This is a genomic window from Arthrobacter sp. ISL-28 (genome assembly GCF_018613875.1).
Lineage (GTDB): Bacteria > Actinomycetota > Actinomycetes > Actinomycetales > Micrococcaceae > Arthrobacter.
In genome coordinates this window covers 1-14,165 of sequence record NZ_JAGGPJ010000010.1, presented here as the reverse complement: position 1 = coordinate 14,165, position 14,165 = coordinate 1, and the positions used below count along the sequence as shown (strand labels likewise).

At 64.1% G+C, this 14,165-nt stretch carries 13 protein-coding genes and 1 tRNA gene; 7 read left to right on the top strand and 7 right to left on the bottom strand.

Translation table 11 applies throughout. The features are described 5' to 3' along the window. Positions 1 to 52: 52 nt before the first annotated feature. The 3 genes from J7E80_RS08030 to J7E80_RS08020 form a co-directional block, all read right to left on the bottom strand. The gene (locus J7E80_RS08030; RefSeq protein WP_215050953.1) at positions 53 to 601 is read right to left on the bottom strand and encodes a hypothetical protein; all 549 of its coding nucleotides are present in this window, start codon (positions 599 to 601) and stop codon (positions 53 to 55) included. A gap of 315 nt (positions 602 to 916) precedes the next feature. After that, positions 917 to 1,219 (bottom strand): DUF4193 domain-containing protein, encoded by a 303-nt coding sequence (locus J7E80_RS08025; protein WP_215050952.1) that lies wholly within the window; start codon positions 1,217 to 1,219, stop codon positions 917 to 919. 134 nt (positions 1,220 to 1,353) lie between these two features. Beyond that, complete coding sequence (locus J7E80_RS08020) at positions 1,354 to 1,560, bottom strand: hypothetical protein (protein WP_251036631.1); 207 nt, start codon at positions 1,558 to 1,560, stop codon at positions 1,354 to 1,356. Positions 1,561 to 1,823: 263 nt separating this feature from the next. Between J7E80_RS08020 and J7E80_RS08015 the strand changes: the two genes are divergently transcribed. Next, the gene (locus J7E80_RS08015) at positions 1,824 to 2,174 is read left to right on the top strand and encodes a hypothetical protein (RefSeq protein ID WP_215050951.1); all 351 of its coding nucleotides are present in this window, start codon (positions 1,824 to 1,826) and stop codon (positions 2,172 to 2,174) included. 189 nt (positions 2,175 to 2,363) lie between these two features. On the opposite strand, the gene J7E80_RS08010 is transcribed toward J7E80_RS08015, so the two are convergent. Beyond that, positions 2,364 to 2,440, bottom strand: a tRNA-Thr gene (locus tag J7E80_RS08010). A gap of 136 nt (positions 2,441 to 2,576) precedes the next feature. After that, on the bottom strand, positions 2,577 to 3,467 hold the full coding sequence (locus tag J7E80_RS08005) for a DsbA family protein (protein WP_215050950.1): 891 nt from the start codon (positions 3,465 to 3,467) through the stop codon (positions 2,577 to 2,579). Between the two features lie 179 nt (positions 3,468 to 3,646). On the opposite strand from J7E80_RS08005, the gene J7E80_RS08000 reads away from it, so the two are divergent. The 4 genes from J7E80_RS08000 (at position 3,647) to J7E80_RS07985 (ending at position 8,872) form a co-directional block, all read left to right on the top strand. Then, positions 3,647 to 5,149 carry a trehalose-6-phosphate synthase gene (locus J7E80_RS08000; RefSeq protein ID WP_215050949.1) on the top strand — a complete coding sequence of 501 codons (1,503 nt, stop codon included), beginning with the start codon at positions 3,647 to 3,649 and terminating at the stop codon, positions 5,147 to 5,149. Next, on the top strand, positions 5,139 to 5,969 hold the full coding sequence (otsB, locus tag J7E80_RS07995; protein ID WP_215050948.1) for a trehalose-phosphatase: 831 nt from the start codon (positions 5,139 to 5,141) through the stop codon (positions 5,967 to 5,969). Before J7E80_RS08000 ends, otsB begins: the two co-directional genes overlap by 11 nt. A 238-nt stretch (positions 5,970 to 6,207) precedes the next feature. After that, positions 6,208 to 7,290 carry an ABC transporter ATP-binding protein gene (locus tag J7E80_RS07990; RefSeq protein WP_215050947.1) on the top strand — a complete coding sequence of 361 codons (1,083 nt, stop codon included), beginning with the start codon at positions 6,208 to 6,210 and terminating at the stop codon, positions 7,288 to 7,290. A gap of 163 nt (positions 7,291 to 7,453) precedes the next feature. Then, entirely contained in the window at positions 7,454 to 8,872 is a 1,419-nt protein-coding gene (locus J7E80_RS07985; protein WP_215050946.1) for a DUF4032 domain-containing protein, read from the top strand. Between the two features lie 16 nt (positions 8,873 to 8,888). Here the strand turns inward: J7E80_RS07985 and J7E80_RS07980 are convergent, their stop codons facing one another. After that, positions 8,889 to 10,259 (bottom strand): FAD-binding oxidoreductase, encoded by a 1,371-nt coding sequence (locus J7E80_RS07980; RefSeq protein WP_215050945.1) that lies wholly within the window; start codon positions 10,257 to 10,259, stop codon positions 8,889 to 8,891. A 204-nt stretch (positions 10,260 to 10,463) separates the two neighbouring features. Between J7E80_RS07980 and J7E80_RS07975 the strand changes: the two genes are divergently transcribed. Both J7E80_RS07975 and J7E80_RS07970 read left to right on the top strand, forming a co-directional pair. Further along, the gene (locus J7E80_RS07975; RefSeq protein ID WP_215050944.1) at positions 10,464 to 12,212 is read left to right on the top strand and encodes a glycoside hydrolase family 13 protein; all 1,749 of its coding nucleotides are present in this window, start codon (positions 10,464 to 10,466) and stop codon (positions 12,210 to 12,212) included. A gap of 6 nt (positions 12,213 to 12,218) precedes the next feature. Then, a complete protein-coding gene (locus tag J7E80_RS07970; protein ID WP_215050943.1) occupies positions 12,219 to 13,238 on the top strand; it encodes a LacI family DNA-binding transcriptional regulator in 1,020 nt (339 codons plus the stop codon). Between the two features lie 9 nt (positions 13,239 to 13,247). Here J7E80_RS07970 and J7E80_RS07965 read toward each other — a convergent pair whose 3' ends face one another. Further along, the gene (locus J7E80_RS07965) at positions 13,248 to 13,742 is read right to left on the bottom strand and encodes an SRPBCC domain-containing protein (RefSeq protein ID WP_215050942.1); all 495 of its coding nucleotides are present in this window, start codon (positions 13,740 to 13,742) and stop codon (positions 13,248 to 13,250) included. Positions 13,743 to 14,165 lie beyond the last annotated feature (423 nt).

Sequence of the window (14,165 nt, the reverse complement as noted above, 5' to 3'; positions counted from 1 at the left end):
CCGGTCAGATGCTCGCGTGTTCGGGGCTCACGGGGCTGCAGAGCCTGGCCTGTCACCAGTGGTGGGCGACATCGATGACGAGCCTGGATCCCGAGCCCGGACCGTCAAGGGTGAACACTTTGAACGGCAATCGGGCACGGACTCCGAGCCCCAGCGTGGTGTAGCCTTCGAAGCTGCCTGCCCAGGCCACCTGCCTGAACGTCTGGTACCCGGACACCTTGGTCACCTCTGACGGGTTGGCCGGAATGAAGGTGGCCTTGCCCGTGGCGTTGTCATAGGCCGGTGAATGGGCTGTGACCTGAAGGAACGCGCCGCCCCTCAGCTTGATGGGAAGGCCGGAACCATCCTGTACTACCTGGGACACGTAGCGGACGTTGTAGCCCTTCGTTTTCCCCTTAAAATCGATCACCAGCCGGTCAAAGCAGTAGTGCTGCCCAGACCGCACATTGGTGACTGCTGCGGCGCCCATGGCCTGGTTGGACTTTGCCAACGAGCCCCAGACGAGTCCGCAATAGGAGGCTGCGGAGGCGGACCCCGGAGCCATTAGGCCTAGTCCGACAGCCATAAGGATAGCTGTCAGCCAGGCATAGATTTTTTTCATTGTGGCCACCCCCTCGAGTGATTGGATAGCTCAAGCGTAGGATCGCCGTTGCCACGAAACGAGGGATGTTTCCGGTTCGGGTCACAACCGTTAATCTCACCGGAAACCGATTACGGGACTGTAATTCCGGGATAGTTTTTGAGGGCTTTGAGAGGCATTCGTTGCCCTTTCTCCATATGCCCGTTACCGCTCATAACGGCCGGTATCCTCCGCACCTGCGGCGGGGCAAAAAAGCGAGGCGCCGGCTTTCCCCTGTGGGGCGTGCCGGCGTCTCGCGTTCCCTTGCTGCTATGGATGGCCCGCGCCTGGGAAGGATCAGCCTTCGCAGTCGCGGCAGTACTTCAGGCCGTTCTTTTCCTTTGCGACCTGGGACCGGTGGCGGACCAGGAAGCAGGATGAGCAGGTGAACTCGTCGGACTGCTCGGGAACAACAATGACCGTCAGTTCTTCGCCGGAAAGATCTGCGCCCGGAAGGTCGATGCCTTCAGCGGTGTCGTTCTCGTCGACGTCGATAACAGCGGTCTGGGCGCCACCGCCGCGGGACGCCTGAAGGGCCTCCAGCGATTCGGAGGGAGACTCTTCTTCTGTCTTGCGTGGAGCGTCGTAATCGGTAGCCATAGCGTTGTTCACTTTCGTTGCTGCACAGCGCCATTTCAGGCACCTCAGTGAAGCAGTTTAGGTGATAAAGCAACGATTGGAAGACTAGTGTGCGCAACGCGACAGTCAGCCGCGCGCCGAGGCTAATCCAAGGGCTATTCGGGGTCCCCGCCGGCCACGGTTTCGTGGGCGCGGCGGGCATGTTCTCCGGCCACGGCGACTCCGCTTAGGGCGGGCAGCCAGGTCCAGCGCGTGACCTGCTGGAGGGCATCAGCGGCTTGCTCAGCGGTATCGGGAAGATGATGGGCGGACAAGGCGTCAATGGCGCCGTTCCAGATCCTCGTCAGCAGGTCTGTAGTCATGGTGCCACGGTAGGCTGCGCGTGTTGTCGGGACGTTTCAGCGCCGTCTCCGCCTGGTTAACCCCCGCGAGGGGGCAGAGAAGGCGCGAAGTCCGGGCCGGGAACGAACAGGTTTCCGCTTCAACTGGCAAGCATACTGGCGGGCCCCCGTCGGCGGTTCTAGCCTAGACGTGTGGCAGGAGCGTGGAGGCGGATCCGCCAACTCGGCCACCGCCAGCTGCAATTCAATCCCGTCCAACTCCCTCAGCAGTGCGGAGGCACCAAATGGCCACGAAACTGAACCGCAAAGCATTGGAACTTGCCCGCGATCTCGTAAAAAAGGGGAAGGTCGAACGGGACATCCGCGACGACTGGAGCGAACATGCGCCGTCCACGGACGACGAAAACTCGTTCATCGACAAGCACGGGTTCGAGGAGTTCTCGAAGTGGCATCTTGGCATTGACCGCGAACAGTCGGAGGGCACCAAGGGAAGCGTCAGTTTTCCCTTCGGCGATTTCAAGAAAGTCCACCGCTGCGCCATCATTTCGCTGGAGAGCCGGGCAGCGCAGTATGACCACGACGACATCCGCAAGGCGGCCAAGGATCTGTTGGACGAAATCGATGCGGAGAAATGAGGCGCCCTGCCCTCCCCTCGGCTTTGCCGATATCGTGCGTCGGGGCCACTAATGGAGGAGCAGTGCCACCACAGCGAGGCTGTGCTCGGATAGCCTCACTGCTGCCAGCATGGTCCTGTCAATGCTCGGCTCTGCTGGCTTCCCCTCACGGCCTCCGGAAGGGTGGGTATCAGCGAATTAGCGCTGTCGTGGAGCCCCCTGTCGGATTCGAACCGACGACCCCCGCTTTACAAGAGCGGTGCTCTGGCCAACTGAGCTAAGGAGGCGCGCCCGTCAGGCGTGCGCCGTAACGATGCTAGTCAAGGTTAGCCCAAGGACTGCCCGCAGGTAAAAACGGGAATGGCCCGCTTTCCGGAAGAATCCGGGAAGCGGGCCACCACTGTTCAAATCCAACTGCCGAGGCTATGCCTTGGCCTTGATCGCTGCCTCGACGAAGGCCGGGAATTCGGTCTGGGCGCTGTCTCCCTTGCCCCACTGCTTGCCGTCAACAAGGACGGTCGGCGTGCCGGCGACACCAATGGCAGCCGCTTCCTGGGTGGTGTACTTCACCCACGGGCGGTAGGTCTTTTCTTCGACGCACGTGTCAATGCTCTTGGCGCCCACTTCGGTGGCCATCTTCTTGAGATCATTGTCGGACAGCCCCGCGCCGCCCTCGGCGGGCTGCTTCTCAAACAGGGCGTTCACGAAGTCCGCGTACTTTTCCGGGGACTCGTTGACAACGCAGGCCGAGGCCGCAGCCGCGCGCGAGGAGTAGTTGGTAGTGGAGCGGCTGTCCAGGAATCCCAGCGCGCGGTATTCCACGGAGATCTTTCCTTCGTTGCGGAGAGTCGTGAGGGTCTCGCCGTACTGTGTCTCGAAGTTCTTGCAGACGGGACAGATGAAGTCGATGTAGAGCACCACCTTCACCGGCTTACCGGCTTCTGCTTCCGCGTCTGGGGCCTTGATCGTCGCGGGGGGTGACGCCGGAGCTTCCGGGAGGTCTGCGACATTGACAGTCGCAGGCTCGGTCTTGGCGACCTCGGTGCCTTTCAGCAGCGTGACGCCGCCGTGCACGTTGCCGTTGGCCGGCGTGGGTCCTTGGTCCGCGACCGGCGCGTTGTTCCGGATGTTCGAGGTGACCACGAGTGCCACCACGGCAAGGATGGCAACCACCGCAACGACGATGCCCCAGCCGATGAGCAACTTGTTCCGCTTGTCCTTCTTCAGCTGCGCTTCACGGATCTGGCGGGCTTTCTCGCGGGCCTCTGCCGTGCGTTCAGCTTTGGACTTGCGGGCTTCGTTTGCGGGGCTCATTAGTTCCTCGTGTCGATCGGACAGGTGCTGATCACCCAGGGGCAACTCTCCCATTTTAGGGGTAGCCCCAGAGCTTGCGCTTTCAAGTATTCCTTCAGGCTGCCCAACGGACGAATAGCAGGGAAGATTCCCCGCCCGATAGGGTGGGATTAGAGCCACAAGCAACCCCAGGGAGCGCAATGCAACGACCTGAACGCGAAAATCCGGACGAACAAGCGGAAAACGGGGCTTGGTCAGCGGACAGCTCCGACGTCACTACCTACGACTTCATGGTGGTGTCCAATCGCCTGCCCGTAGACCGCTGCGCCCCGGGGGAACAGGGCGATGACGGCTCAGGGTGGCGGCGTTCCCCTGGCGGCCTGGTGACCGCCCTCGCTCCGATGATGGCCAAGACCGACGGCGCCTGGGTTGGCTGGCACGGCGCTCCTGACGAAACAATCAGTCCCTTTAGCCACGGCGGCATGGACCTGGTGCCGGTCCAGTTGAGCAACGACGACTTCGAGCTGTATTACGAAGGCTTTTCCAACTCCACCCTGTGGCCGCTCTACCACGACGTCATCGCGCCGCCGGAGTTCCACAGAACCTGGTGGGATTCCTACCGCAAGGTCAACAGAAGGTTCGCGGACGCCGTCGTCCGCCATGCTGACCAGGGCGCCACGGTGTGGGTCCAGGACTACCAGCTTCAACTCATGCCGCGCATGCTGCGCGAGGCGCGGCCGGACCTGCGGATCGGCTTCTTCAACCACATCCCCTTTCCCCCGCCGGAGATCTTCGCCCAGCTTCCCTGGCGCCAGGCCATCATCGACGGACTGCTCGGGGCCGACCTCGTGGGCTTCCAGCGCAGCAGCGACGCCGGCAACTTCATGCGCTCTGCCCGCCGCTTCCTCGGCGCCAGCGTCAAGCAGCAGCAGGTCCACGTCAAGGGTCAGGACGGCGGCATCACACATATCGCCCGCGCACAGGCCTTCCCCATCTCCATCGACGTCCGGCACATCACCGAACTGGCCCAGAAGCCCGAAATCATTGAACGCTCGCGGCAGATCCGCCACGACCTCGGCAACCCCAAGACCATCCTGCTCGGCGTTGACCGGCTGGACTACACCAAAGGCATCCGGCACCGGCTCAAGGCCTATGAAGAGCTCCTCAACGAGGGCAAACTCACCGTGGGCGATGCGACCCTGATTCAGGTGGCCAGCCCGAGCCGCGAGCGCGTGGAACAGTACCGCCTGCTGCGCGAAGAGATCGAAGGAACCGTGGGCCACATCAACGGAACCTACGACACCATCGAGAACACGGCCGTCCGGTACCTGCACCACAGCTACCCCATCGAAGAGATGGTGGCCCTCTACCTAGCCGCAGACGTCATGCTTGTCACGGCCCTGCGCGACGGCATGAACCTCGTGGCCAAGGAATACGTCACGGCCCGGACGCAAAACGACGGCGCCTTGGTCCTCAGTGAATTCGCAGGCGCTGCGGACCAGCTCAAACAGGCGCTCCTGATGAACCCGCACGATATTGACGGACTGAAGGATGCTGTGATGCGGGCGGTCAGGATGTCGCCGAAGGAGTCCGCCCGCCGCATGCGTTCCATGCGCAAGCAGATCCTGGACCACGACGTGGACCACTGGTCCGCGGACTTCCTGCACGCGCTCAATGAGAAGGTGGTCCGCGATGACTCCTGAGACAGACCCTGCGCGACCCCGGGAAAACGCCCCGCTGACGCTTCCACCGGAGCTGCTCGAGGCCGTGCAGCGCATCGCGGGCACCGAACACCTGCTGATTGCCATGGATTTCGACGGCACCATCTCACCGCTCGTGGACCACGCGGGCGACGCCCGTCCGCTGCCCCGCTCGGCGGCGGCCTTCGCGGAACTCTCGGCACTTCCGCGGACGACGACGGCACTCATTTCAGGCAGGGCACTCGCCAGCCTGCGCGCGGTGGCCTCGCCGCCTGACGAGACGCTGCTTATCGGCAGCCACGGCGCCGAGGCCTGGCTTGGCCCGGGCTCGGCGCCGCTCACGCTCGACCCCGAACAGCTGGAGATCCTCGCCGACGTCCGCAGCATCCTGGAATCAATTGTGGAGCTCGCTCCCGGCACGCTCCTGGAGGAGAAACCCGCCGGCGTTGTGCTGCACACCCGGCTGGCCGAGGATGACGTTGCAGAAGACGCTGTATCGGCCGCGCGTACGGCACTGCAGGACCGCGAGGGTGTCTATCTCAAGAACGGCAAGAGGGTCCTGGAAACGTCGGTCGTCCACGCCTCCAAAGGCGAGGGCGTCGACTTCCTCAGGCAGGCCACAGGCGCCACCGCGGTCGTCTTCGCCGGCGACGACACCACTGACGAAGACGCCTTGGGCCGCCTGGGTCCTGACGACGTCGGCATCAAGGTGGGTCTCGATTTCACCCAGGCGCAGTTCCGCGTTGAGGCTCCCGTGCATGTGGCGGAACTGCTGGAAACCCTGCTCCGGGAGCGGCGCAGGGCCGTGGAATCACCGTCCTGACCACCTCCGGGGCCACGGCCGCGTGCCGCATCTCACGTGTGACACGCGTAACATTTGCAACTATTAAAGATAAATCTGACATACTCTGGGTGTGATGTGGCGCACAGGAACCGTGCGGCGTCACGCGATGCTCCTCGGCTTCGGCCGGGGAGTACATCATGCAGTACATAACTGAATTACATGAACCATTCACAACGGATCGTCCGGCACGTACCTGCCGGTGAAGGGATTGATAACTGTGGCAACAGTTACTTTTGATAACGCTACGCGTCTGTACCCGGGCACAGAGAAGCCCGCTGTTGACAAGCTCAACATCGAAATCGCCGACGGCGAATTTCTGGTCCTCGTTGGACCCTCCGGTTGCGGTAAGTCCACTTCCCTGCGCATGCTCGCAGGCCTGGAAGATGTGAACGCCGGCCGTATCCTCATTGGCGACCGCGATGTCACCGACGTTCCGCCCAAGGACCGCGACATCGCCATGGTTTTCCAGAACTACGCCCTGTACCCTCACATGACCGTGGCGGACAACATGGGCTTCGCCCTGAAGATCGCAGGCGTCAGCAAGGAAGAGCGTGCCGAGCGCGTCCGTGAAGCTGCCAAGCTCCTTGACCTTGAGCCGTACCTGGACCGCAAGCCGAAGGCACTTTCCGGTGGTCAGCGCCAGCGTGTTGCCATGGGCCGTGCAATCGTCCGTAACCCGCAGGTCTTCCTCATGGATGAGCCGCTGTCCAACCTGGACGCCAAGCTCCGTGTCCAGACCCGCACCCAGATTGCGTCCCTTACCCGCCGCCTGGGCGTCACCACTGTCTACGTGACCCACGACCAGGTCGAAGCAATGACCATGGGTGACCGCGTCGCAGTGCTCAAGGACGGACTGCTGATGCAGGTGGACACCCCCCGCAACCTGTACGACCGCCCGAAGAACGTCTTCGTTGCCGGCTTCATCGGCTCCCCCGCCATGAACCTGCTCGAACTCCCGGTCGTCGACGGCGGCGTGCAGTTCGGTGGCACCGTTTACCCCGTACCGCGCAACGTCCTCGAAGAGGCTCACGGCAGCACCGTGACGCTGGGCACCCGCCCCGAGGACCTCGAGACCGCGCCGCAGGGCGACGGCCTGCAGGTTGAGGTCGACGTCGTCGAAGAGCTCGGCGCCGACGCCTACGTCTACGGCCACACCATGCTGGACGGCAAGAGCCACGACATCGTGGCACGCGTCGACGGCCGCAGGCCTCCGATGAAGGGCGAGTCCATCTGGGTCCGTCCGCAGTCCGGCCACGTGCACCTGTTCGACACCAAGACCGGCGAGCGCCTGGGCGACTAGTCCCCACCGGCGTGGGCCCACCCACCGGCTCCCTAGGCTCGCTCCACAGCACAAAATGAACGACGGCGGCCCTCCCAACCGGAAGGGCCGCCGTCGGGCGTTTAAGCACCGGCGACCTGACATTGTTTTAGGCATGCCGCCCTATGTACGGAAGAATTGACCCATGACCGAGGAATACAGCGCCCAGTGGCACGACGAACCCACCGACTACGGGCAGATCGGCAAGCTGCCGAGGTTCGAGGCCGCCAGCGCCAACGACGACAAAGCGTCCTCGGTCTCCAGTTCCCTGAACATCACGGCGGCTGCGGCTGATCCCGAACTGCTGGACCTGCCCTGGCACATTGCGCTCGAGGACTGGCCGGCCGAGAACCTGGCTGCGCTCCCCCGCGGTATCTCGAGGCACATCGTCCGGTTCGCGCACCTGGGCGGCTCCGTCATCGCCATTAAGGAAACGTCCGAGCACGTGGCCCGGCACGAGTACCACATGCTCCGGAAGCTGGCCCGGCTGGACGTTCCGTGCGTGGAGCCCGTTGCCGTCATCACCGGGCGCACCACCCCCGACGGCAGGCCCCTGAACCCGGTGCTGGTCACCCGCCACCTGAAGTTCTCCATGCCCTACCGCGCGCTCTTCTCGCAGATGCTGCGCAAGGACACCCTGACCAGGCTCATCGACGCGCAGGCGCTGCTGATGGTGAGGCTCCACCTCATCGGCTTCTACTGGGGCGACGTTTCGCTCTCCAACACGCTGTTCCGCCGCGACGCCGGCGCCTTTGCCGCCTACCTGGTGGATGCGGAGACCGGCGAACTCTATCCGGACCTCTCCACGGGCCAGCGAGAGTACGACCTCGAGATTGCGCGCGTGAACATCGCGGGCGAGCTCATGGACCTCCTCGACGGCGGCCTGATTGAGGAGAAGGTGGACCCGGTGGCCACGAGCGAGCTCATCATGGACAGCTACCGCCGGCTCTGGGCTGAACTGACCGAGAAGGAATCGTTCGAGCTGGGCGAACGCTGGCGTGTGGGCGCCCGCATCCGCCGCCTCAACGAGCTGGGCTTCGACGTCGAGGAATATGCCATCAAGACCACCCAGAACGGTTCCACGATCCAGCTGCAGCCGAAGGTCGTGGACGCCGGGCATCACCAGCGGCGCTTGCTCCGCCTCACCGGGCTGGACGCCCAGGAGAACCAGGCCCGGCGCCTGCTCAACGACATGGACTCGTTCCGCGCCGACAACAATCCCGAGATGGATGAGGAGTACAGCGCCCACCTCTGGGTCAGCCAGATCTTTGAGCCGATCGTGCGCTCGATCCCCCGCGACCTCTCCGGAAAGCTGGAGCCGGCAGAGGCCGTGCACGAGGTGCTGGAGCACCGCTGGTACATGTCCGAAAAGCAGGAGCGCCATATTCCGCTGGCAGAAGCTGTGCAGTCCTATATCGACTCCATCCTGCGCCACCGCCGCGACGAGGCTGCCATCATGCTCAACCCGGACACCGCAATGCTGAAGATCCTGGATGTGGAAACCGAGGAGTCCCGGTACGGAGCCGACGAATCCATCGACGAGTACCCGGACTCAGACGACTGATGGTGGCACGGCTGGGTTAAATAGCCTTCCCCGGATTCAGAATCCCTGCCGGGTCGAAGAGTTCCTTGACGCGACGCTGCAGGACACGAATGGATTCGGGCTGCTCGAGACTCAGCCAGCGCAGCTTGTACTGCCCGATGCCGTGCTCCCCCGTGATGGTGCCGCCCATGTCCAGGGCGACGGCAATTGATGCGTCCAGGGCCTTGTTCAGCCGCAGCATGGCGTCGGCGTCCACAAGGTCATTCACGCGGTCCACCCAAAACGTGGGATGCAGGTTTCCATCGCCGGCGTGGGCCACCACCTTGAGCTTCACGGCGTGGACCTCGGCCAGTGATTCGAGGGCTGCCACGTAATCCACCAGCCGGGAGCGGGGCACCGCCACGTCCTCCCCCACCCGGTACTGGTCGTCCACTTCGACGCCGCGGCTGTTGCGCCGCAGTTCCACCAGCTGTTCGGCTTCCTCGTTTGCTTCGCTGGTCACCACGGCGCCGCCCGCGGCAAGAACGTCACGCACGACGGCGGCCTCCGCCGCAGCCCCGAACCCGTCGGTCTGGATGAGCAGGAGGGATGCGCCCCGTGCGGCCAGATCCGAGCCGTGGATCTCGTCCAGCTGGGCGAGCGACCCGCCGTCGAGCAGTTCCATGATGGCTGGCTGTACGCGGGCCTTGCCCACTGCGAGGACGCCGGCGGCGGCCTGCCGGAAATCGGGGTAGAACGCGGCGATGGTATGCACCTCGCGCGGCAGGTACTTGAGCCGCACGGTTACACCAACCACGATGCCCAGGGTCCCTTCGGATCCGACGAACAAGCCCGTCAGGTCGTAGCCCGCCACGCCCTTGAAGGTCTGGTGGCCGGTGTGTATGAGGGAACCGTCGGCGAGCACGACGTCCAGCGCCAGTACCGAGTCGCGTGTCACGCCGTACTTGGCGCACCGCAGCCCGCCGGCGTTCGTGGCCACATTGCCCCCGATCGTGGAGATCCTGAAACTCGCCGGGTCCGGTGCGAACATCAGGCCGTGCCTGGCGGCAGCATCGTTGAGGTCTGCATTGATCACCCCCGGTTCCACGACGGCGGTCTCGTCGTCCGGATTCAGGTTCAGTATCCGGTTCATCCGTTCCAGGCTCAGGACGACCGAGCCTTCAATGGCGTGCGCCCCGCCGGAGACACCCGTTCCGGCCCCGCGCGCCACCAGCGGAACCTGGCGCGCAGCACAGCTTTTGACCGCCGCTTGGACGTCAGGCACCGACTCTGCGAAGACCACCGCGAGCGGCTGCTGGTAGTCAAGCACCGGCGCCTGGTCCACGGCGTAGGCAGCCAGCACGGCAGGGTCCTGGACAACTTTTCCTGGTCCGAGGATTGAAGTGAGTTCATCGACGATGCTGCTCATTGGGTCTCCCGTTTCGGTCACGCGTGCCTCCCAGTCTAGATGCGGGCCCCTTCCCGTGAGCTGCATCGGACCCTTCTGCAGTGCAAACGCTTCCAGTCCAGTTAAGGTTCTGACGGACAGCAGCATGCGCATTACGGAAATTGTCAAGGCAACAGGGACTGGAAACGCTTTCATTTCGGCAGTCCGCGCCTCTAAGCTGGCCCAATGTCTGTTGACTCACTCCTGCACGCAGCGTCGCCCCGGTCGGGAACCTTCACCCCGGTTCATGCCCCGGACAACGCCCATGGCTGGTGGCGCTCGGCCGTCATCTACCAGGTGTACCCGCGCTCTTTCCGGGACCTGAACGGGGACGGCATCGGCGACCTTGCCGGCATCACTGCCGAGCTTGAACAACTGGCCGAACTGGACATCGACGCGGTATGGCTCTCGCCGTTCTACCGCTCCCCGCAACGCGACGCCGGCTATGACGTCAGCGATTACTGCGATGTGGACCCACTGTTCGGCACGCTGGGCGACTTCGACGGAATGATTTCCGAAGCCAACCGGCTGGGCATCCGGGTGATCGTGGACCTCGTTCCCAACCACTGTTCGGACCAGCACCGGGATTTCCAGGCTGCACTTGCCGCATGGCCGGGAAGCCGGGAACGGGATATGTTCATCTTCCGCGACGGCACGGGAGCTGACGGCGAGGAACCGCCCAACAACTGGCAGTCACACTTCGGCGGACCGGCCTGGACGCGCATCACGGAGGCAAACGGTGCGCCGGGCCAGTGGTATCTGCACCTCTTCGACTCCTCTCAGCCTGACTTCAACTGGGACAACCAAGCCGTCCACGACGAGTTCGAGCGAGTGCTGCGCTTCTGGCTGGACCGCGGGGTCTCAGGCTTCCGTGTCGACGTCGCCCATGCGCTGGTCAAGGCACCCGGGCTTCCGGCTTGGGGCGGGCGCGCTGACGGCAGCAGCACCGATGGCTTTCCGGGGAACGAAGCCCCCATGTTCGGCCAGCCGGCCCTGCACGACATTTTCCGGAACTGGCGCCGGATTCTCGAAGAGTATGGCCCTGACCGCATCTTGTGCGCCGAGGCCAATGTGGAGCCGCTGCCCCGGCTGGCGGAGTGGGTCCGGCCCGACGAGATGCACCAGGCCTTTAATTTCCCCTACCTTCACGCAGGGCTGGACATCCACCGGCTGCGCCACGTCATCACAGAATCCCTGACTTCGCTTGATTCTGTCGGCGCACCCAGCACGTGGGTACTTTCAAACCACGACGTCGTGCGGCACGCCACCCGCTTCGGCTACTACTGGTCGAGCCCCCGCGAAGGCGACGGAATCGGCCCAGCGGACCCGCAGCCGGACCACGACCTGGGCAGGACCAGGGCCGCGGCTGCAACCCTCTTCATGCTGGGCCTGCCCGGCGGTGCCTACCTCTACCAGGGCGAAGAGCTCGGCCTTCCGGACGGCATCGAAATCCCCGACCATCAGCGGCAGGATCCCACGTTCGCCCGGACTGGCGGCGCACGGCTGGGCCGTGACGGCTGCCGCGTCCCGCTGCCCTGGCGGGCGTCGGAGCCGCACCACGGTTTCGGCTCGGGCCAGGACCCTTGGCTGCCGCAGCCGGCGAGTTTCGCCGAGCTGGCCCGGGACGCCCAGGCCGGGGACCCGTCGTCGCACTTGAACCTGTACCGCCGCATGCTTAAGGCACGCCGCGAACTCAAGCTGGGGCGCGGCTCCCTGTCCTGGGCTGAAGAGTGGTGCACCAGTTCGGCGCTGGGGTTCCTCAACGGCAACGTCCTGGTGGTCATGAACGTCGGCCAGGACACCCTCGAGCTGCCCGCGGGTGAGGTGCTGCTGCGCAGCGCCTCCAAGGCCTCCGAATACGCCGACGGCTGGCATGGATTAGGCTCTGGGGAGACCGTTTGGTTGAGGATTTCAGCAGAGGACACGGAGAACTAAAAACACATGGCCGGCATCAAGGACGTCGCGGAACGCGCCGGGCTCTCCATAGCCACCGTTTCGCGGGCCTTGAGCGGCAAGGGCAACGTCTCGCCGACGAGCCGCGCGCGCGCCCAGGCGGCAGCCGCCGACCTCGGCTTCGTTCCGTCCTACCAAGCCTCGAGCCTCGCCTCAGGCCGGAACTACAACATCGGGATTGTTGTCCCCTCCGTTCATCGGTGGTACTTCTCCTCTGTCGTGGAAGGGGTCTCGGCATCGCTGCTCGACGCCGGCTACGACCTGACGCTGTACAACGTCAGCGAGGGCTCAGCGCGCCGTCAGAGCATCCTCAAGGACTTCCTGCTCCGGAAGCGAGTGGATGCGGTCATAGCGGTTTCACTGGCCCTCTCCGAGTCGGAGATCCGGCAAATGCTGGCCGTGCACCGGCCCATCGTGGGCATCGGCGGGCCGCTGCAGGGCGCCTCGACCATCCGCATCGACGATCACGGCCTCGCTGAGGCGGCGGTGAACCACCTCATCCGGCTGGGCCATACCAAGATCGCGCACCTGACCGGCGACGCGGTGGACGAACAGGACTTCAAGATTGCCGGAACCCGGCTCGCAGGGTTTGAAAAGGCGATGCGGGGTGCAGGGCATGAAGTCCGGCCGGAGTGGATCGTTCCGGCGGACTTCACTATCCAGGGCGGTTACGCGGCCGCCCGGCAGCTGCTTGGCAGCCCGGCGGAGCGTCCTACTGCCGTCTTCGCCGCTTCCGACGAGATGGCCATCGGTGTCATCCTCGCCGCCCGCGACTTCGGGCTCCGGGTCCCTGATGATCTGTCCGTCATCGGGCTGGACGGCCACGAGCTCGGTGAACTCTTCGGCCTCACCACCGTTGACCAGGATCCGCGGGGCCAGGGGGAAATGGCAGTGCGCCTGCTGCTGGAGGGGCTCGACGGCGGTGCGGACCGTCCCGTGGTGGATACCGAATACCCGACGAACTTCATCATCAGGTCGAGCACGGCTGTGCCGCCGCCAAGAGGATAGCCTGCGCGGTTACGCTGCGTCGCCGCCCATGAACCTTGCAAACCGTTCGAGGATTTCCGGCCAGCCCTTTTCGTAGCTCGCGCGCGTGACTGTGGGATCTTCTGCGCCCTCCCAGCCATCGTGAACTACCCGCACCTCAGTGCCTTCATTCACGGCCCTGAACGCGACCCTGAGCTCCGTGGACCATAGGGCAGTGGTGCCCGGATACCAGGACGCGTGGAACGACAACGGAGGCTGCCAGTCATCGATGGTTCCCCACGTGGTGGTTCTGCCATCGTCCGCCGTCTCAAGGATCAGGTTCTCTTCAAACTCCACATACGACCCAGGCCCGAAAACGCTGTTGGTTTCCATGGGCCACCAGAGGTGGGTATGGTCCGTGAACCCTGTGAACGCCCGGGAAACGGAACCAGGAACCACCAACGTGCAGATAACGGGATCCAGATCGACGGCGGGATCAGGCTCGTTGGCGCCGGGGCCGGGTGCGTGGCTGAAGAGGTTTTCCATGGGGATCAACTCTACAACCTGAAAACCGTTGGTTAATCCTGTGGATCTCGACTGGCTCGATCAGCGATGGGCGTCGCTTTTTTGAAGCTGTCGGACAGTGGGACTCTCGCTGGTTGAGCCTGTCGAAACCCGGGTGGGTGTTAATGAGTGACGCTCCCTCACCTTTCGCCCGGGTTTGGCCCGACCATCCCTCACCATTCGCCGGGTTTGGCCCGACGCTCCCTCACTTTTGGCCCGGGTTTGGCCCGACGCTCCCTCACCATTCGCCGGGTTTGGCCCGACGCTCCCTCACTTTTCGCCCGGGTTTGGGCCGACCCTCCCTCACCATTGGCGTGTTGTGGTGTGATGCTGCCAGATGGTTCCGGGAGGGTCAGGGTTTACGGTCCGGGTTCTGAGGGAGGGTCCGGGTTTGCGGGCCGGGTT

What these genes read in the sequence shown, in the direction of transcription:
- J7E80_RS08030 (WP_215050953.1), bottom strand. Translation starts at nt 601, where the DNA reads ATGAAAAAAATCTATGCCTGGCTGACAGCTATCCTTATGGCTGTCGGA.
- J7E80_RS07970 (WP_215050943.1), top strand. Translation starts at nt 12,219, where the DNA reads ATGGCCGGCATCAAGGACGTCGCGGAACGCGCCGGGCTCTCCATAGCC.
- J7E80_RS08005 (WP_215050950.1), bottom strand. Translation starts at nt 3,467, where the DNA reads ATGAGCCCCGCAAACGAAGCCCGCAAGTCCAAAGCTGAACGCACGGCA.
- J7E80_RS08015 (WP_215050951.1), top strand. Translation starts at nt 1,824, where the DNA reads ATGGCCACGAAACTGAACCGCAAAGCATTGGAACTTGCCCGCGATCTC.
- J7E80_RS07975 (WP_215050944.1), top strand. Translation starts at nt 10,464, where the DNA reads ATGTCTGTTGACTCACTCCTGCACGCAGCGTCGCCCCGGTCGGGAACC.
- J7E80_RS08025 (WP_215050952.1), bottom strand. Translation starts at nt 1,219, where the DNA reads ATGGCTACCGATTACGACGCTCCACGCAAGACAGAAGAAGAGTCTCCC.
- J7E80_RS08000 (WP_215050949.1), top strand. Translation starts at nt 3,647, where the DNA reads ATGCAACGACCTGAACGCGAAAATCCGGACGAACAAGCGGAAAACGGG.
- otsB (WP_215050948.1), top strand. Translation starts at nt 5,139, where the DNA reads ATGACTCCTGAGACAGACCCTGCGCGACCCCGGGAAAACGCCCCGCTG.
- J7E80_RS07965 (WP_215050942.1), bottom strand. Translation starts at nt 13,742, where the DNA reads ATGGAAAACCTCTTCAGCCACGCACCCGGCCCCGGCGCCAACGAGCCT.
- J7E80_RS08020 (WP_251036631.1), bottom strand. Translation starts at nt 1,560, where the DNA reads ATGACTACAGACCTGCTGACGAGGATCTGGAACGGCGCCATTGACGCC.
- J7E80_RS07985 (WP_215050946.1), top strand. Translation starts at nt 7,454, where the DNA reads ATGACCGAGGAATACAGCGCCCAGTGGCACGACGAACCCACCGACTAC.
- J7E80_RS07980 (WP_215050945.1), bottom strand. Translation starts at nt 10,259, where the DNA reads ATGAGCAGCATCGTCGATGAACTCACTTCAATCCTCGGACCAGGAAAA.